Origin of the sequence: Staphylococcus delphini, assembly GCF_900636325.1 — a bacterium.
Taxonomy (GTDB): Bacteria; Bacillota; Bacilli; order Staphylococcales; family Staphylococcaceae; genus Staphylococcus; species Staphylococcus delphini.
Genome location: NZ_LR134263.1, coordinates 2,364,729 through 2,383,990 on the forward strand (window position 1 = coordinate 2,364,729; position 19,262 = coordinate 2,383,990).

The window sequence follows — 19,262 nt, forward strand, 5'->3', positions numbered from 1 at the left end:
TTCTCTTTTTCTCTCCATCACATGTCTTTATTCGATATCTTCAATGTGTAAATATGTCTTAAACACATTAATAAATGAACTGACTTGAGGTAACTGTACCATACTCATGTCATAGCTTAAATACGTAGAACGGACTAAAGATTGTTCTTCTACGTCCACTTTTAACATTGCAAACTGAGAGGTATCTAAGTCTTTTATCATAATTTCCGGTAAAATCGTCACCCCAACGCCACTTAACAACAACGCTTTACACGTCGCCACTTGGTCCACCTTAATGCGTGCATGATAATCTTGAGACATATGCTGTTGATACCATGTCTTGATTTGATTAATATAGACCGGGTCTGCTTGAAACTCAATAAAAGGTAGCTTATGTAATTCAGTTTCTTTATTTTTAGGATAGATGAAATAATGTTGATCATCCATCAAATGGTCATTGTGCATATTTAACAATTGATTCCCTCTCACGATCATAATATGGTAATCATTATGGTTCGCTTTAATATGTTCACTAGAGCCGACTTGTAATTGAATTTCAACATTTGGAAACTCCGCAGTGTACCGGTTCAATACTTCTGGCAATACCGTTTGACCGACTAAAGAGGAACAACCAATCGATAATGTCCCATTAATCGCACCGACATGCGCCTTAATTTTATCTTGAAATAGACGCTCTTGTTTCAGCATCGATTTCGCATGAGCAATGACCATCGCACCTTCCGTCGTCGTAATCAGCTGTTTTTTCGTACGGATAAAAATGTCCACACCAAAATGACGTTCAATAGATTTCAAACGTTGGGTCACAGCAGGTTGTGAAATATAAAGACGTTCAGCCGCTTTTCTCAGTGTGCGTGTTTCATCTAAAGTAATTAATAACCGATAATCATCAATTTTCATCGTACAGCCTCCTCAAAAATAAAAGAAACACTAGACAAGATATTTGTCCAGTGTGCAGAAATCCTTTCACAGCACACAGTGGTGGTTGCTACGGTGTGTGAAAACCATCTCCATTTGATGTTTCAAACTGTTTATACTTTTCTTGCTTTTGATATTTGCGATTAATTTTGTGGTAACAATACATTGCCTTCTTTTGTATACTCTCAAAATCCTCATCAATTTGAATCATTAATTGATGTGCAATCACATAAGCTTCATGATATTGTTTTCGCGTAATTTGATTCGATTTCAAGGCTCGCTCTAAGTCTTCTTGGTCGACAAGCTCATATTGGCCATCTGGTAGAGCAAGCACATCTAAACATAAATCAATCGTTCGTGCCTTACCTTTTTGTATAATATTTTTTAAATTAATATCAAAATAGTATTGTAAAGGTTGTCCTTTGTCATCAAACATTACTGTCATGCTGTAACGCTTTTTCTCTGGCAGGATTTGTAGCCATTGATAGCCATCGTCAGCTACTACCATTCGTTGATTTACAACAGTCACCTCTAAAGGATCTCTCACCTTTTTAATTGAAATTAAACCTATTATGCCTTTAAATTTATTATTATTGACTTTAACTTCGATATAATCATGGTCTAAGAGGCGACGCCAGTGACGTTTGTCAATATATTTCACTTTCACAGCCACCAACTCCCTTTTTTTCATTATATATAAATCGAAGTAGGATGTCACTTGTTGCAACTAGCCAATCATACAAAATTCATAGCGAATTTAATCAAAAACATGATAAACACGTACTCGAGCACCTTATTTTTTACTCAGATGATCTACACGTTTTGATGCATAAGATTCAAAATCAACATCGCGCAGATGCGGCAAGTCTCTGGAAAAGCGTAATCTGATTCAAGTATTTTTTATGTTTCGTTTACGGCTTCACTATCAATGACGACAACAAAAAAGACCGACAAGACATCACATCTCATCAGCCTTTCTAACAAATCGATTAATCCACTAAAACCTTCGCATATTGACGTATGATTTCCTCATGTTCCGGATACCATGCTAACAATTCCGCTTGTGTAAACAACTCAAAATGCTCAAATTGAAACGCAGGCTGCACCATACATCCGACAACCGCAAAGGTATTTTCACATTCAATAGATGACGCAAATATCGTCCCTTTTGGCACCACATATTGCAATACATCTCCGTCCGCGACATTCGGACCTAATTGCACGGCACGATACGTATGATCTGGAAAAATCAAATGAATCGTCAACGTCTCACCGGCATGATAATACCAAATCTCGTCCGCATCAATACGATGGAAATGTGAAATATTTTTATCCTCTAACAGAAAATAAATGCTAGAATAATGCGGTCTTTCATTCGTCGTATCCGGACTTAAAATCGTTTGACGATAATAGCCCCCTTCTGGATGAGGGGTTAATTCTAAATGGCGCACCCAATCTTGTGCTTCCATGGCATTGACCTCCAGTGACTATGCAAGTTCTACATTATGATAAACGTGTTGAACGTCTTCTAATTCTTCTAATACATCGATTAATTTCTCAAATGTGTCTTGATCTTCTGCTGAAAGTTGAACTTCCGTTTGTGGTAACATTTCAAGTTCAGCAACTTCAAATGATGTCACACCTAATTGGACTAATGCTTTTTGGACAGTCGCAAATTGATCAGGCTCTGCGTATACAATCGTTAAACCGCCTTCTTCAATGACGTCACGGACATCAATATCATTTTCCATTAAAGCTTCAAGCACGGTATCCGCATCAAAGCCTTCAAATGCAAACGTCGCCGTATGGTCAAACATATAAGCCACTGAGCCAGATACGCCCATATTTCCGCCGTTTTTACCGAAAGCTGCTCTCACATCAGAAGCTGTACGATTGACGTTGTTCGTTAAGGCATCCACAATCACCATCGAACCACTTGGACCGAAACCTTCATAGCGAAGCGCATCGAAGTCTTCCTCGCCGCCACCTTTCGCTTTTTCAATCGCTCTATCAATAATATGGTTGGGTACAGAATAAGTTTTTGCGCGTTCAAGGACAAATTTTAACTGTTGGTTTGACTCAGGATCGGGTTCACCTGATTTCGCCGCTACATAAATTTCTTTACCAAATTTAGCGTAAATACGACTTGTATTTTTGTCTTTTTGCGCTTTCTTTTCTTTAATATTATTCCATTTACGTCCCATGACTTCCATCTCGCTTTCAAATACTTTTTTGAGTACCCTTTATTATACATGTAAAATTTAGACTATGGCAACATTCTAAATAGGAATGGGGTGTTCAAACAGTTGTCGAGCGACGGATTGTGCCGTATGAATATCCTCTGCGCCATATACTAATAGCCGTCCATCTTGATACAATGTCATGTCACACGCTTCAAGTCGAAAGCGTTTAACGAAAGGATTATCAATCAAAATTGCAACTTCTTTACTTATCGCTGCTTCAAATTGTTCTGGAGCCAATCTAAACTGAAATACGCCACCACATAACAATTGCGTAGATTTGAGTTGTTTATTTTGTAGACGCATGAACTGATGCTGAGCACATACGGGACAGTCCGCTTCTTTAAGACTTTGAATCGAGATCTTTTTCACTTTACCTTGATGAATATCACTTGTTGTCATTTGGTAAGAAAAATCACCATGCATCAAGTAATAAAAGACTTCTGCCACGACAAAACTACTCGCCAAATGAACAGCGGGTGGCAAGACGCCGTTAAGGTCACAACTTTCCATCGTCTCAGGCACATCCGGCATCACACAATGTAAACAAGGACCGTCATGACTAATAGGAAAGACACTCAGCTGACTTCCCACAACTGCACCATAAATATAAGGAATATCCAATTTTCGTGTCGCTTCATTCACTAAATAACGTGTTTCAAAACGATCCAAGCCATCAAGTACGATGTCTGGTTGGAGTTCCTCGAGAATGCCTTCAATATTCCGTGCTGTCACTTCTTCGTATAACGGTTCGATTGTGACTTCATGATTCATCATCGCGAGTCGTTCCTTTAGCGCAAATACTTTCGGCTTCATCGCTTCAGCATCTGCTTCAACATAGCCGCTTTGACGATGTAAGTTAGATAGATGCACCACATCTTTATCGACGATGGTCAGTTTGCCGACACCACTTCTCACCAGTTGTTCTGCAATACCACTTCCCAAAGCACCGACACCGATGACAAAGACGTGCAATTGTTGTAACTGACGTTGGCTCTGTTCTCCAAAATGTGGGAAGCGGATTTGTCTATGATAGCGTGTCATTATAAAAAGCCTAGCCCCTCTGATGGACTTGATTGAACTGCATTATAACGAATCGGAATACGCCCTGCTTCATAGCTCAGACGCCCCGCTTCAATGCCTTTTTTCATCGCTTCGGCCATTTTCACGGGATCTTGTGCACGGGATACAGCTGAATTGAGCAAAATCGCATCTGCACCAAGTTCCATCGCTTCGGCACAGTCTTTTGCTGAACCAATCCCTGCATCTACAATGACCGGTACTTCACATTTTTCGATGATATAACGTAAATTCAATGGGTTAGTAATACCGCGTCCTGTCCCAATCGGAGAAGCAAGTGGCATCACCGCATGAACACCTAAACTTTCGAGTCGCTTAGCTAACACGACATCATCTGAAATGTATGGGCAAACAATATAACCCTTTTCTAATAAAATTTCACACGCTTTGTACGTTTCGAGTGGGTCTGGAAGTAATGTATCATCATCGCCAATCACTTCGACCTTAATCATGTCACACACGCCAGCTTCACGCGCTAATTCAGCAATACGCACCGCTTCTTCTGCTGTTTTTGCTCCTGCTGTATTAGGAAATGTCGTAAACTTTGATAAATCGACATTCGCTAGAGGGTTCGGTAAATTTCGGTCATATAAACTTATACGTCGCACCGCAAATGTGAGCACTTCTGTTTCTGATGCTTCAATCGCCTTAGACTGGATGGCTTCGTTTTCAAATTTGCCTGTTCCTAAAAATAATCTCGAGTTGAATGTTAAATCTCCAATTTTAAACATCTGTTAACCGCCTCCTACAAATTCTAACACTTCTAATCGATCATCTTGCCGTACTTCAGTTGTGGCCCATGCCGAACGTTTCACGACTGTTGCATTACGTTCGACTGCCATCCGTTTCGCTTCAATACCGTAATGGTCTAAAATGTCTTGTACCGTTGTGCCTTCTTCAAATTGTTGCCGTTCTCCATTTACAAAAACTTCCATTCATTTCACCTTCTTTAATGACCAATTATCAATCATCTTTTCAAACTGTTGAAGCTTATGTCCAAATGCACTGCTCATACACGCAATTCCTGTAAAATGAGACGATATCTGTTGTACTGTGTCAGCTGTGATGCCTCCCAATGCCACTACTGGAAAATCAATAGCCAAAACTTCATCCATTTCAAGTTGTGTGCGCGGTGGCAAGTCAGGTTTTGACGAAGTGGGAAAAAGGTGTCCGAATAACACAAAATCTAAATGTTGCGCTTTTGCATTACGAACCATCGCTGCTGAATGTGTCGACATACTCACTTGATAATGCGGGTGTGCTTCTTTTAATGATGCAGCACGTTGATCCCCCTCTTTAAAATGCACATTTGAAATGCCGAGTTCTGCCGCTAATGCTATGTCCGTATGTATGATGACTTTAGATTTTGGAAAGTCGTTCGCCAATAATCGGATGAGCCATTGCTTGAGTGCGTGTCGATTCATTGGCGTCCGTATAATGACACCTGCGATCCGATTTTCAATAACACAGAGTCTTTTGATATGCCAGTCGTCTAATACAACATACGGTGTAATCACAATGATCATCGCCTTATCCCTCCCTTGCTATTTACAATAAAAAAACTACTTCCCCATTTTTTACAACAGAAAAGTAGCCTCACTTGACACGAATACAGCCACTTTCCTACGCCAGTACGAACTGGATCAGGTTCAGGAATTTTGAAATCAACATTTCAATCTCAGCCATTATGAACGGCACTTCCAGTGGATTGTTTCAAATATGCAATTGTTTTATCGTTTCATGATACGAGCTAATTCTAACACATAACGAATAATGTGGAAAAGGTTTATAAATAAATTAAAGCCTAATTCTCGTGGTGAAAACTGACCTCGCTTCATACGATTGAAGTCATAAAGTGTATACAGTAAAAATAGTAATAACCCGACAACTGCAATGATCATGTAATAAACTGGGCTGTGAATCCACCAACCTACAAGACCTGCTAAAATCAGTGCGATTAATGTCACAAATAAATATCTTCCTAAGCTCGACGCATCTTTAATCCAAAAATAACCGAGGATACCAAAAATAACGAATCCAGACACGGCTAAAATCACCATATTGAAAAATAAGCGCGCGCCTAAGTCTTGTAATGTATACATAAATGCCGCATAAGATAATAATCCGACGACAATCGTATAAATGTGAGAAATAATCGGGCCACTAAAGCGCACACGTTGAAATACCATTGATGCTAAGATTAAGACGAGTAGTCCGATAGAGAGTGGTTGTCGCCAAGCTATCGGTAAAAATTGTCCGAAATATGTTGAAATCCCAAAAATCAGCCAATAATACATAAAAAACAACCATACTTTAGCATAAGCAGAACGGGATTGATTTTGTGTTGCCATCTCATTTTGCCTCCTTTCCTTCTATTTTACGATATGTTACAGCAGAATCAAATGTAGAAATGATACAACTATTCCATTGAGAAACGATACATTTATATTACAAAAACTTTAATTATCTCAAAAGATTTGCAAGTCAAATTTTCTACAAATTGGATAGTGACAACATTTAAGTACTATACGATAACACAACTATATTTTTTGCAATATTACAGATTCGTAACATCTCCCCTATATGATTATATTTTTGTTATCATAATGATTGAATTAATAATCAAATTACACATTTCGTTATTCATTGCTCAACAGATATTATCATTCGTGTAAATAAGGAGGCAATACATTGAAAAAACTCGCATTTGCATGTACGTTGACTTCAGGTGCGGCAGCCGTCGCTATGTTCAATCATCAAGATGCCGACGCGTCAACACAATATACAGTCCAATCTGGTGATTCACTTTGGTCCATCGCGCAAAAATATGGCACGACAGTTGATGCACTTAAGCAATCCAATCAATTACAAAACAACATGATCTTCCCAGGCCAAGTCTTATCTATCGGTGGCGGCAGTGGTGCGCAATCTTCTGCGACTGTACCACAACAAACTGGAGGCGCATACACTGTACAAGCTGGCGAATCTTTAAATATTATTGCCACAAAATATGGTGTATCTGTTCAAGACTTAATGCGTGCTAACGGATTAACGAGCTACTTAATCCATCCTAACCAACAACTTCAAATCCCTGGTGGTAACAGGGGCGGCACTGCACCAAAAACAGGTGGCGCCGGCGGAACAGGTAGCATCTCAACAATCGGCCAATTCAACACACCTACATTTAACCATCAAAACTTATACGATTGGGGTCAATGTACGTATTATGTATTTGATCGTCGTGCACAAATCGGTCAACCTATTAGTACGTATTGGTGGAACGCTGATCATTGGGCAGCTAATGCCGCAGCAGATGGTTATACAGTAGACCATAATCCAACAACTGGTTCAATTATGCAAAACTTTGAAGGTCCTGTGGGTCACGTGGCTTTTGTTGAACGTGTGAACTATGATGGTAGTATTTTAATTTCAGAAATGAACTACAATACACCACCAGGACAACAAGATTATCGCACAATTCCAGCATCAATTGCTTCATCATACAATTATATTCATTAATATTGCGAAGAGAGAGATTAACTAAGGTGTTTTTGGACATCATTGGTTAATCTTTTTTGTTGCCCTTTTAACGAAAATGCACATTGTGTTTTTGTAGTTTGTCAAAAGCTGTGCGACGTTTGAGAGCACCCTCATTATCCTTGCCAGAGCATCACGACGATACTTTTGTCACAATAAGAACTTTGTACTACTCCCCAAATAATTGACATCAAAAAAAGCCGAGACATACATCTCAGCTCTTTGCTTATATATTTATCATTATAAGAATAAATTTAAAATGAAGTAAAAAATACCAGCAATCAATGCAGAAATAGGTAATGTAATCACCCATGTCACAATCATTCGTTTAGCTGTATTCCAATGCACACCTTTAATTCGGTTAGATGAGCCCACACCGAGAATTGAAGATGAAACGACGTGTGTTGTTGACAATGGAAAATGTAACGATGATGCCACAAAGATCGTTAACGCGGATGCTAAGTCTGCTGACGCCCCATTTGCAGGACGGATTTTCATGATATTGCCACCGACAGTTTTAATAATTTTCCAACCACCGACTGCTGTACCTAAGCCCATTGCAGCAGCACAGGCCACTTTTACCCATAATGCTGGCTCGACACTTGTTTGCATATTTGCTACGATTAATGCCATTGTAATGATACCCATTGACTTTTGCGCATCATTCGTCCCGTGTGAGAACGACTGTAACGACGCTGTGAAAATTTGGAAAATACGGAAGTTACGATTCGCACGTGTCAAATTCGCATTTCTAAATACACGTTTGACAATCGTATACATGATAAAACCGACAACGAACGCGATCACAGGCGATAAAATTAACACAAGCACGATTTTTGTAAAACCTTGATAGTGTAATACATCAACTGAACCTGCAGAAGCAATCGCCGCACCAGCAATTGCACCGATTAACGCATGTGAAGACGAACTCGGTATACCGTAAAACCAAGTGACTAAATTCCACACAATTGCAGCTAATATCGCGGATAATACAACGATGAGACCATTATCTAAAGTAAATGGATCCACAATTTCTTTTGTAATCGTTGAAGCCACACCTGTAAATGTCAAAGCACCAATAAAGTTCATGATAGCTGCTAAGAAAATGGCTTGTCTTGGCGTTAAGGCACGTGTCGATACCGCTGTCGCTACTGCATTCGCTGTATCGTGAAATCCGTTAATAAAATCAAATAATAACGAAAAGATAATGATAGCTACTGTAATAAGCAACAAAAACTCCATAAATGAGGACTCCCTTAGCTATTTTTCATTATGATTGTTTCAAAATTATTCGCAACAGCTTGACAGCGGTCAGCAATATTTTCCAAACTTTCATAAATGTCTTTGATCTTAATTAAAGTGACAGGATCTGTTTCACTATTAAAAATATGTTTAATGGATTGACGTAAAATACCGTCACAATTTGTTTCGTATTCTTTAATATTGATTGAGTGAACGCGCATATGTGAAAGCTTTTTCTCTGTCATTAAGCCAATTGCTAATTTCATTTCCCCGATTGCTTTTTGAATATTATCTACAAACTCTAACATGTATTCATCTGTATATTCTATTGAGTACATTTCAAACATAGCGGACGTTTCTTCCATCGCATCTAAGACGTCATCAATCGCATTACACAATGACATAATGTCTTCACGTTCAATAGGTGTAATAAATGTTTGATTGAGGTCTGTAATCACTTGGTGCATTAATTCGTCACCATGAGATTCATACGTCTTCACGTTGTCGGCATAAGCTCGCAAATCTAAATGTGTATTGAAATCCATTTTACCGAATTCGATTGCAGCTCGGTCTAAATTGAAAATCATATCCTCTAGACGCTCCATGAACTTATCCTTTTTCTTCCTAATCATGTCAAAATCCTCCATTCAGCGATTACCTAAATCACTATTGTAAAAGTTATGTTACTTTAATTATAAAATATTGTTAATTCCTTGTTAACTCAAAACATAACGTGCAGGCAACATCACCTTTTTAACTTTCAATTTTGTTGGTGCCCAATGTTTTCACATTTTTTCATAATCCTATTCGAAAATAGCACATATTTAAAGAAGCTACAATTAAATTTACAAAACCTTAACATTTTATTTTGTGAAGATGTGAAATCAATCATTGGATAAGACTTTTCGGGAAGGTGAAGGCACTATTTGTGGCGTATTTTGTAATTTTTTTGATGCAAATCGCCTTAAATATGTCGCTTTTGTAAAATAATTAAAATCTTAGAAAAATTTTTTAAGCTTTTTACTGACTCATTTTGACTTTATCACACACTTTATCGTGATAATAAAAACTTATCATTGACGCTGTGATTCGAAAATTTTAAATTCACAATTGCCCTTATAGGTTCGTGTTTCTATGGACTTGCCTCAATCCAATTCAGCTGCATCTGACCCTTTAGAAATCTCGCCTTTTTTAATAATTGAATAACAAAGACAGCCAATCAATGAGGACAAACTTATGACTGGAGAAAACGAAACGTATCACAACAAAAAAACACCCCCGCTAAATTCATTTAACGAGGATAAACTGTAAAAATAAAACATAGAAAGATAGGATAAGAAGATGCATCTGGCTCAACCTGAACATCAACTTTCTCTCCCTTTCACATTGTTAAATCGAAAACTTAATCACACGTCTCGAATGATAATAAGCGAGCACTGCAAATATCAAATAAATGACCGCATAAACTGTCATCGCAAGAATAACAGGTGCAAAGTCCACGCCATTCATCAATGTATTAAAAGCGCGTGCTGCGAAAAAGGCATGTCCTAAACCGATGATCAACGGTAACCCAAAGTTAAAAGCGATTTTCAATGCTAATCCTTTAAACATATCTTGGTGTGTGTAACCCATTTTACGTAAAATTTGATAGTTTGCCATTTCATCTTCATTTTCATCCATTTGTTTAATGTAAATGATACATCCTGCTGCAATTAAAAAGGCAATTCCTAAGAAGCCACTTACAAACAAGAACATACCTGAAAATGCCAATTGTTCTTTTTCTAATGATGTACGAGACTGTGATAACATTTGATTGAATTGCTCATTCGCACTTTCAACTGTTGCAACATCTTTCGCATTTTTCAAATCAAATCCCACCTGTGTAACCGGTGGATTGTCTTTATCTTTAATCTGCGTTGCTTTAAGCATCTCAAATGTTTTATGATCGACAATGCCTACAGAACGTCCCAAAGTTGCACGATAAGATAACACATTGTATGGCGATGTTTCTGTAATTTCTAATGGGGCATGCTTCTCTTTACGTCCTAAATCGATTGTCACCCCTTCATCTAACCCAATAAAAGCTTCTGATACTTTAAAGTAATTGACTAATGTAATTTCACCTGGATTTACATCCATTTTGTCAACTTCTGCATCACTAATGATTGGCAGGCTGTTAACGTCTTTATGCAATGCTTTACCCGAATGAACAATTGGTACTTCGATGACATGTTGGACCACTTTATTATATGGAATATTTTTCGCATTTAAATACGCTTCAAACTTTTGGGCCTCTCCTTGATTAATATACGTAAATTCATGAGGTGCGAGGCCATTTACATTATTTTCAATGTTTGCTTTACTAATCGTCGCAAAAGATAACAATGTAATCGTAATCGCTGAAATAATTCCAATCACTGTTAATGAGAAGGCGTTCTTTTTCATTCGATGCATGATCGACGCAGTAAACACAACATCTGTCACATTAACGTAACCACGTTTGCTTCTTTTTAATGATTTAAAAATTAACGACACGGAACTTCTGAAAAAGAAGTACGCCCCCACAACAGTTAAAAAGAGTATTGAAAGCGCAGAAATTAAGATAAGTTCAACATTTTTAAGCATGATTGTCGATAAGTAATAACCTAATCCAATCATCGCAATGCCGAGAATCCCAAAAATCATTTCTGTTTTCGTCATATTTGCTTGTGTCGCTTCACTTTGTTGCACATCATACATCAGTTGAATAATCGAACGACGCTTAATGAATATAAAACTTTGCACCATAATTAAGATGAATGAAATGACCACCAAAATCATCGTCACTGTGAGCGCTGCAGGTTCAAATAAAATTTTAATTTCAAGTGGGATTTGAGCTGTCTTTTTAACAATCAATAGTAATAAACGTGAACCAAATAAGCCTAGAAGCAGTCCGATGACTGTTGTTCCGATAAAGATGATCGCTTGTTCTAGCATCATCATGCGCATTAAATCTTTACGTGATAAACCGATGAGTTGAAATAGCGCAAAACTTTTCGTCCGGCGTTTAATAAATAGCCGATTCGCATACATTAAAAATATGATGATAATCACAAATAAAAACTTTTCACCGATTCCTGCACTTGAATTTAACAATTTTGCGTTTTCTCCATCTGCAATACTATCGGTATATTTTAAAGTCACAAAACTAAAATAAAGTGCGATACTAAGCATTAAAGAAAACAAATAAATGCCATAATGTCTTAAGTTTTGTTTAAAATTTTTGAGGACGATCGCACTAAAACGCATGTTTCACACCACCTAATACGCTCTGGTTGTGAATGATTTCTTGATAAAATTGTGAAACAGGTTGTTCGCCTTGGAATAACTCCGTATGAATTTGACCATCTTTTAACATAATGACACGATTCGCATAGCTCGCGGCAACCGGATCATGTGTCACCATGACAATCGTCGTTTCCATTTGTTGGTTGATGGTTTCTAAACGTTTTAACAAGTCCTGTGCGCTCTTAGAGTCCAATGCCCCAGTAGGTTCATCAGCAAAAACAATCGCCGGTTTACTAATCAATGCACGTGCTGCTGCGGTACGTTGTTTTTGTCCTCCTGAAATTTCATCAGGATATTTGCTACCAATATCAGTAATCCCTAACGCCTCTGTCACTTCTTGATAACGTGTTTCTGCTTCTTGATGACTGAGTTTCGTAATTGAGAGCGGTAACATAATATTTTCTCGTACTGTTAAAGTATGCAACACGTTGTAATCTTGAAAAATGAAACCGACATCTTTTTTTCTGAAATAGGATAATTGTTTATTAGACATTCTCGTAATATCTTGACCGTTAATTTCAATTGTACCTCTTGTGACATTATCAATCGAACTAATGACGTTTAATAAAGTGGTTTTCCCCGATCCTGAAGGCCCCATAATCGCCACAAACTCACCTTTTTCAACTGTAAAATGCACATCCTTTAACGCTTCAAATGATTGCTTTTTATTGCCATATATTTTACTCACGTGACTCACTTTTAGAATAGACACGTTGAACACTCCTTTACAATGAATTGATACTTTTATTTTAGCGGACATCCGCATCAAAATCGTGTGAATCACGTGACAAAACGCATGCCTCATGTGACAGTTTTGTCACTTTGACATGCGTGCAATATAATCATTTTGTTTGGCGAACTGAATCGTGACAGTCGTCCCTTCACCGATTTGAGAAGTGACATCGATATCAAACCGAAGTGCTTCACGGACTGCTTTCACTAAATAAAGCCCCATGCCAGAGGAGGATTGTACGTGCGCGCCATTCTGAGCTGCAAAACCACGTTGAAAAATACGTGGCATATCGTGTTGTGCGATGCCGACACCGTAATCACGAATATGTAACTGAACATGTCCCTCTTCCATCGTCTGATACACATCTATATCTGCATGCTCAGAATACTTAATTGCATTTGAAATAATTTGCCGAATGACCATACGCATCCACCGCTTATCCGTGTACACCTTTGTCGTTTCAGAAATATCGACATTAAACCCTATCCCTTTATGCATCGCAATATGACGTGTTTGTCGTATTTCATCAATGACCAGTTCACGCAATGTCACTTTTTCAAAATACATATCATGCGCTTGATGATTGAGACGCACTAAAAACAAATGTTGGTCCAGCATATAATCAATCCGTGACCATTCATACATGAGTTGCTGCTTTCTCACATGGTTTTCTTCTTTTTCAATCAATAACTTGAGCGCCGTCACAGGTGTTTTGATATCGTGAATAAATTCTGTCATGCTCTGTTCATTCAAGTCTATTCGGTGCTGTTGTTCGCCTATCGATTGTTGCAACTGCATCATCTTTGTTTCTAAATAATTGAGGGTCACTTTTTCAAAAGGCGTCTCTGCTAGTCGATTCTGTTGGAAAACTTCAATCTCTTCAAATGTCTCTAAATGCATATAAAACCGTGTTTCTTTTATATAGACACGAAGCAAAAAGAACACACTTACAATCCATTTGACGCCAATCACATACACCAAATTATGGTAAGGAATGTCATCATCTAAAAAGCCAAAACACAACAATATAACATCAAAAACAATAAACATTACAATCCAATTGATACGTTCTCTCAAGAAATATAAAAACCATTTAGACGTTGTCATGCGCAATATATCCCTTTCCAACTTTCGTTTCAATCACCGACGGCATCCCCATTGCTGTTAACTTTTTACGCAAACGATTCACATTGACCGTCAACGTATTATCACTGACAAACGCTTCGTCATCCCAGAGTGCTGTCATTAAGTCTTCTCTCGCCACAATCTCATTTTTATGTTGCAGCAACACTTCTAAAATCAACATTTCAGTTTTGGATAAATAAGTCACATCATCTTGCTTGGTCACTGTGCCTTTTGACCAATCGACGACCGCCTCTTGCCAAATCATTGTGCGCCGTTCTTGTTGATTGTATTGATACACACGTCGGAAAATCGCTTGAAGTTTCGCAATGAGTACGGGCATATGAAACAGCTTTTGCACATAATCATCGGCACCAATTTCCATGCTCATCACTTGATCCATCGGGCTATCACGAGACGAAATGAAAATGATAGGCACACTTGAATGTTGACGAATTTGGCGCGTCCAATAAAAACCATCAAATTTCGGCAACGTAATATCCATTAAAATCATATGCGGTTCATGTTCAAGATAAGTTTGGAGCACAGCATTAAAATCGTGCACTTTAATCACATTGAAATCCCAACTGGCTAATGCTTCAGTAATTTGTTGACATAAAGTTTGATCATCTTCTACAAGGAGTATATCCATTTTCATCAGTCCTTTGTGTAACGTAAGTCCTCTCCGTTTTGTTTACGATATTGAAAATGATGAATGCGACATTTCGTATCAAAACCACGCAGCATCATTTGAATAAAGGGTACTTGAACAAAATATGCGACCGGCCAGAGTGCGTTTGGAATAAAATCAAAGACGTGGGCAATCACAAAATCGAATTGACGAATGTATCGAAATTCAATTTGTGCACGCTTGCCTTGATTTAATCGTGCTAAACGCCCTTGTGTCATCACGAGTCGATACAAATCATCATCTATTTTTTCCAACTCTATCTGCATTAACAACTGCGCACTATTTTTGCGGTACACTTTGAATTGTTGGCCTTCTTGTTCAACCGTAACCCTCGTGCCCGGTGTGATCGTGAGCCATATGCGCAATTGTTGAATCCATTGCGCTAAATTCCAAGGTTGAGGTCTTGGGATATGATGTGCAATACGAATATCGTTGTATTTTGACGTTTGAAATTCAACAGAAATTTGCGGACGTTTGACAGCATGTTCAGTCGTTCTAACAGGGACGCCATAAGCACCTAATTGTTTGACTGTTTCATCATCAAACTGGCTTCCCCTCACATATATGATTTCTTTCACTTGTTGTTGCGCGGCAGCACGTCCAAAATTATCAGCCGCAATTAAATTTAAATCTTTCGCTAATGCACGTGTCACTTTGGCTGAGTGTTTCGTCGGATCTAAAAAGTAGACTGCAATATCTATTTTTTCCATTGCACGTAACACATCCGCATAATGATAAATATCACCTTTAATCACTGTGACGTCCGTATGCGACTGACTTTCAGGATATTGTGAGATAGTATGTAGTATCGTCGTATCACGCAATTCTTTGATTAAGCTTTGGCCGATATAACCGGTACCTCCAGCTAACAACACATGCGGTTTCATAAAAAACTCCTTTCTCTTTTCATTATCAATCTATAATCCATTTTTCAAAACTCAATTAATCATGTTAGAAATTTCCTATATTTATTAAATTAGGCTACAATAAGCTTAAGAGCATTCCAACAACGTATCCTATGATTAAGTACTGAATGGAGGTATAGGCATGACGATTACAATCAGGGAAGTCAGTATCAATGATGTGGAAGCATTGACTACACTGATGCAACAAGTTTTTGAAGAATCAGAATACATGCTTTATGATCCAGGTGAATATATGCCTTCATTTGAAAACGCGATTTCACGTATCGAAGCTGTCATCACTTCACCCCATCTCACCATCCTCGTCGCAGAAAATGAACATCAATTAGTCGGTTATTTGACGGTGACCACTCAAAAACTTCGTCGTATTGAACATCAAGCAAAAATTTCCATGGCGGTGCTACGTCAATTCCAAGGCTTAGGTATTGGCTTTGATTTAATTCAACATTGTAAAAAATGGTGTCAAGAACGCGGGATCACTCGAATTGCGTTAACTGTAGTCACTGAAAATAAAACAGCTATTCATCTATATGAACGTGCCGGATTTAAAGTTGAAGGTGAAATGCGCCACACTTTAAAAATTCAAGGGCAATATTTTAACGAACTGATTATGGCTTATTTATTAAGTGAACCGACAGATGAATCACATTGATACATTTAGTGTACCATTTCCAATAGCGAATCACTAAATTCATTGTTAATCCATTTAAGATTTTTGATAAATTAAGACGCTTTCATGGCTAACAAAACATAGGCAACAGGCTAGGAAGCTTGATATCCCCCCTTGCCTTTATAGATATGCAGAGAAAGAGGTTGGGTGTTAAATCATCCCAACCTCTTTCTCATCATTTGATGTAGATGGCTACTACTAAATCAATTGAGCACAGCCGACGTTCATTTATCGACACTACATATCATACGGATTTAAATTAATTTCTGTATGAATGTCATCTTTCACTTCTGTATTCACTTGTGTGTTAGACGTATTTCGACTTAAAAAGCCCAATACTTTTTGAATATTTTCTTTAGACTCTGGTTTCTGTAAATGAAATTGATATTGATGTTTTAATTGATGTGAACCGTCAAAGAAAAAGCGTTCTACAACAACACCTTTTTTCTCTAACGCATCAGCAAAAGAAACATTTTGGCTCATAAACGGATCCGCATCACCTACTGACAAATAAGTGGCTGGGAAATCAGACGTAATTTGATTTTTCGTCGACATTTCAGCAATATTTTTAAACCGTGTTTCCCAATGTTTCACGCCTGTATAGCTTCTCATAAATAAATCAATTCTTGGAAATTCAGTCGAACGTACGGTTTGCATATCGTAAAAACCACCAAAGAAAATAGCTACTTTCAGTTGTTCTGGTTTAAATTGCTGTTCAAACCCCATGTCAGCACGCAATTGCGCATTCGTTTGAATCGCTGTAAACTGACTGTTAATTTGTGCGCCCGCAGAATCCCCGCCGATAATCACTTCATCTAAATTAATCGGTAGCTCTTGCTCATGTGCCTTAATAAAACGAACTGCATTGTTCATTTGAATAAGTGGGGTCGGATATTGGTATTCCGGAGCCAACGCATAATTGACATTCACCACAACATAACCGCGCTCTACAATTTGCGCCAGTAGAGGATTTTTATATTGCTTATCCCCTGCGATAAAGCCACCGCCGTGTGCCCAAAAAATAACTGGCAATTTGTCATAGGCATTCACATGTTTCGGCATTAAAATATCCAATTGACTGTTTGGAAGTCCTTCCATATATGTAATATTTTCAAAAGCTGAAACATTTTTGTTTTGAATCGAAACTTTATTCTCACCCACTTTGGAGGCACGAGAATTCAAAAAATAGCCGGTTATCAGACCGGCTATAACAATAAGAATAATGACGGTAATCAAAATCCATCTTTTTCTACGATTTGTCATTCCAATCTTTCCTTTCGGAAAAATTGTAACATATCCTATTAATTAAGCAATGAATTTCTTATCTTGAGATTTTCTATAGAAGTATTTAACAACAACTGCAACAACGATAAATAGACCGATAACCCCCATCATTGGATACACGACAGCGATTAAGCCTTCAAAACCTACGAAACTCAATGCATAAGCTAATGGGACTAAAATAGAAATCATAATATAATAACGTTTAGAATACGGTGATGTGAACCGCGCTGCAAATGAATAAGATAAGCCTAAAATCGTATTATACATGACCGCTAACATCACGATAGAAAGTACAAACGTTAAAATAGGTGATATTTTTCCAGCTAAAACTAATGTAGGAATCGCTGCATCTTTAATCTCAGTATATTCAGAGTGAAGCGCAAAGTTGATTAAACCTAAAAGTACGAGATAAACAACGCCACCAATTAAGCCACCTAAGCCTGAAACTAATCGTTTAGACGCATCGCCACCAATGGCTACAAGCGTACTAAAACCAACTGCGAAAGCTAAACCACCATAGTTAAAACCGTTCCAAATCGCGATACCTAAATTCGGCTTTTCTACTACACTGTTGATTTTTGAAAATGGGATCGAACCTTGGAATAATGATGCTACGGCAATCAGTACTACTAACACAATCAATACCGGTGTCACAATGCCTAATGCGCGCACAATTTTGTTGAAATCCATTAATAACGTAATATAAACGATAATACACATAATCAATGCGCCAAGCCATATTGGCACGCCGAAACTTTCATAAAACGTTGAACCTGCACCTGCAATCATCGTAATCGTTACAGCATACAATGACAAAATTAAAACATAGTCAATCACAAGTCCAAGTTTTTTACCAAATAGATATTCGAGTGTTGATTCATGGTTTTCCGCGTCAAACGCTGTTCCGATTTTCGCAACTTGACGACCGATAAACGTCAAGATTAACCCTGAAATCACCACACCTATATAGGAATAAATACCGAACTGACTAAAAAATTGCAGTACTTCTTGACCTGTAGAGAAGCCGGCACCGACCACTACCCCTACATAGGCAAAAGCTATCTTTATAGCTTCACTATATTTTTTCATACTGTTTTGACCTCCTCGTTAGCAAAACACGTTAAACATTAAAACATATTCATTCATTAATTTCAAATTTCATCAAGTTTTAAAAACGTCTGTATCCCTTGATACGACAGCGTTCATGATGTCATCAAATTCATTTACACGCTATTTTTTATACCCTTTATCGAATAAACAAACGCTATAGTGTATTGTTTTTGTATTTTTATTCATATTTAAAGGGAAATCAAGGACAATTTCTTATAAGAATGCAAAAAACATGGGAAAATTGCATTCTTTTTCATCATGACACTTGAATTCATTATTTTGGAGCACGGATTTTATCGGAATTTCATTTTAATTGTAACATTATACATAACTAAACAGAAATATTAATTTTTTTAAAATGAAGTACCGTTGATTTGAAAACGAGACC

General features: G+C 37.7%; 20 protein-coding genes and 1 riboswitch. Of the genes, 2 read left to right on the top strand and 18 right to left on the bottom strand.

Features of this window, described 5'->3' with window-relative positions:
- Positions 1–27: 27 nt before the first annotated feature.
- The 9 genes from EL101_RS11125 to EL101_RS11165 all read right to left on the bottom strand — a co-directional run bounded on the left by EL101_RS11125 (position 28) and on the right by EL101_RS11165 (position 6,586).
- The gene (locus tag EL101_RS11125; protein WP_096596616.1) at positions 28–897 is read right to left on the bottom strand and encodes a LysR family transcriptional regulator; all 870 of its coding nucleotides are present in this window, start codon (positions 895–897) and stop codon (positions 28–30) included.
- A gap of 88 nt (positions 898–985) precedes the next feature.
- Positions 986–1,582, bottom strand: a complete 597-nt coding sequence (locus tag EL101_RS11130; protein ID WP_026067041.1) for a ribonuclease FAU-1 family protein — start codon at positions 1,580–1,582, stop codon at positions 986–988.
- A 322-nt stretch (positions 1,583–1,904) separates the two neighbouring features.
- Positions 1,905–2,384, bottom strand: coding sequence for a cupin domain-containing protein (locus tag EL101_RS11135; RefSeq protein ID WP_096596615.1), 480 nt, complete (start codon positions 2,382–2,384; stop codon positions 1,905–1,907).
- A gap of 18 nt (positions 2,385–2,402) precedes the next feature.
- Complete coding sequence (locus EL101_RS11140) at positions 2,403–3,119, bottom strand: YebC/PmpR family DNA-binding transcriptional regulator (protein ID WP_096596614.1); 717 nt, start codon at positions 3,117–3,119, stop codon at positions 2,403–2,405.
- A 75-nt stretch (positions 3,120–3,194) separates the two neighbouring features.
- On the bottom strand, positions 3,195–4,199 hold the full coding sequence (locus tag EL101_RS11145) for a ThiF family adenylyltransferase (protein ID WP_096596613.1): 1,005 nt from the start codon (positions 4,197–4,199) through the stop codon (positions 3,195–3,197).
- Positions 4,199–4,966 carry a thiazole synthase gene (locus EL101_RS11150; protein WP_096596612.1) on the bottom strand — a complete coding sequence of 256 codons (768 nt, stop codon included), beginning with the start codon at positions 4,964–4,966 and terminating at the stop codon, positions 4,199–4,201. Before EL101_RS11150 ends, EL101_RS11145 begins: the two co-directional genes overlap by 1 nt.
- Positions 4,967–4,969: 3 nt before the next feature.
- The gene (gene thiS / locus EL101_RS11155) at positions 4,970–5,170 is read right to left on the bottom strand and encodes a sulfur carrier protein ThiS (protein ID WP_096596611.1); all 201 of its coding nucleotides are present in this window, start codon (positions 5,168–5,170) and stop codon (positions 4,970–4,972) included.
- Entirely contained in the window at positions 5,171–5,761 is a 591-nt protein-coding gene (locus EL101_RS11160; RefSeq protein WP_096596610.1) for a thiamine phosphate synthase, read from the bottom strand.
- Positions 5,762–5,838: 77 nt separating this feature from the next.
- A riboswitch (TPP riboswitch) is annotated at positions 5,839–5,947 on the bottom strand.
- 18 nt (positions 5,948–5,965) lie between these two features.
- Complete coding sequence (locus EL101_RS11165) at positions 5,966–6,586, bottom strand: Bax inhibitor-1/YccA family protein (protein WP_096596609.1); 621 nt, start codon at positions 6,584–6,586, stop codon at positions 5,966–5,968.
- Positions 6,587–6,926: 340 nt separating this feature from the next.
- Between EL101_RS11165 and EL101_RS11170 the strand changes: the two genes are divergently transcribed.
- The gene (locus tag EL101_RS11170) at positions 6,927–7,754 is read left to right on the top strand and encodes a LysM peptidoglycan-binding domain-containing protein (RefSeq protein WP_096596608.1); all 828 of its coding nucleotides are present in this window, start codon (positions 6,927–6,929) and stop codon (positions 7,752–7,754) included.
- 258 nt (positions 7,755–8,012) lie between these two features.
- On the opposite strand, the gene EL101_RS11175 is transcribed toward EL101_RS11170, so the two are convergent.
- The 7 genes from EL101_RS11175 to EL101_RS11205 all read right to left on the bottom strand — a co-directional run bounded on the left by EL101_RS11175 (position 8,013) and on the right by EL101_RS11205 (position 15,774).
- Entirely contained in the window at positions 8,013–9,014 is a 1,002-nt protein-coding gene (locus EL101_RS11175) for an inorganic phosphate transporter (RefSeq protein WP_096596607.1), read from the bottom strand.
- Between the two features lie 14 nt (positions 9,015–9,028).
- Entirely contained in the window at positions 9,029–9,646 is a 618-nt protein-coding gene (locus EL101_RS11180; protein WP_014614598.1) for a DUF47 domain-containing protein, read from the bottom strand.
- 757 nt (positions 9,647–10,403) lie between these two features.
- Entirely contained in the window at positions 10,404–12,302 is a 1,899-nt protein-coding gene (locus EL101_RS11185) for an FtsX-like permease family protein (RefSeq protein WP_096596606.1), read from the bottom strand.
- Positions 12,292–13,053 carry an ABC transporter ATP-binding protein gene (locus EL101_RS11190; protein WP_096596605.1) on the bottom strand — a complete coding sequence of 254 codons (762 nt, stop codon included), beginning with the start codon at positions 13,051–13,053 and terminating at the stop codon, positions 12,292–12,294. Before EL101_RS11190 ends, EL101_RS11185 begins: the two co-directional genes overlap by 11 nt.
- Positions 13,054–13,158: 105 nt before the next feature.
- Complete coding sequence (locus tag EL101_RS11195) at positions 13,159–14,181, bottom strand: sensor histidine kinase (RefSeq protein ID WP_096596604.1); 1,023 nt, start codon at positions 14,179–14,181, stop codon at positions 13,159–13,161.
- Positions 14,168–14,848, bottom strand: coding sequence for a response regulator transcription factor (locus EL101_RS11200; RefSeq protein ID WP_096596603.1), 681 nt, complete (start codon positions 14,846–14,848; stop codon positions 14,168–14,170). The genes EL101_RS11195 and EL101_RS11200 overlap by 14 nt, the downstream gene beginning before the upstream one ends.
- Before the next feature lie 5 nt (positions 14,849–14,853).
- The gene (locus EL101_RS11205; RefSeq protein WP_096596602.1) at positions 14,854–15,774 is read right to left on the bottom strand and encodes an NAD(P)H-binding protein; all 921 of its coding nucleotides are present in this window, start codon (positions 15,772–15,774) and stop codon (positions 14,854–14,856) included.
- 160 nt (positions 15,775–15,934) lie between these two features.
- Between EL101_RS11205 and EL101_RS11210 the strand changes: the two genes are divergently transcribed.
- Positions 15,935–16,462 carry a GNAT family N-acetyltransferase gene (locus EL101_RS11210; RefSeq protein ID WP_096596601.1) on the top strand — a complete coding sequence of 176 codons (528 nt, stop codon included), beginning with the start codon at positions 15,935–15,937 and terminating at the stop codon, positions 16,460–16,462.
- Between the two features lie 255 nt (positions 16,463–16,717).
- Here the strand turns inward: EL101_RS11210 and EL101_RS11215 are convergent, their stop codons facing one another.
- Together EL101_RS11215 and EL101_RS11220 are read right to left on the bottom strand one after the other, a co-directional pair.
- Positions 16,718–17,743 carry an alpha/beta hydrolase gene (locus tag EL101_RS11215; RefSeq protein ID WP_096596600.1) on the bottom strand — a complete coding sequence of 342 codons (1,026 nt, stop codon included), beginning with the start codon at positions 17,741–17,743 and terminating at the stop codon, positions 16,718–16,720.
- A gap of 42 nt (positions 17,744–17,785) precedes the next feature.
- Positions 17,786–18,853, bottom strand: a complete 1,068-nt coding sequence (locus EL101_RS11220) for a YkvI family membrane protein (protein ID WP_096596599.1) — start codon at positions 18,851–18,853, stop codon at positions 17,786–17,788.
- Positions 18,854–19,262: the final 409 nt, after the last annotated feature.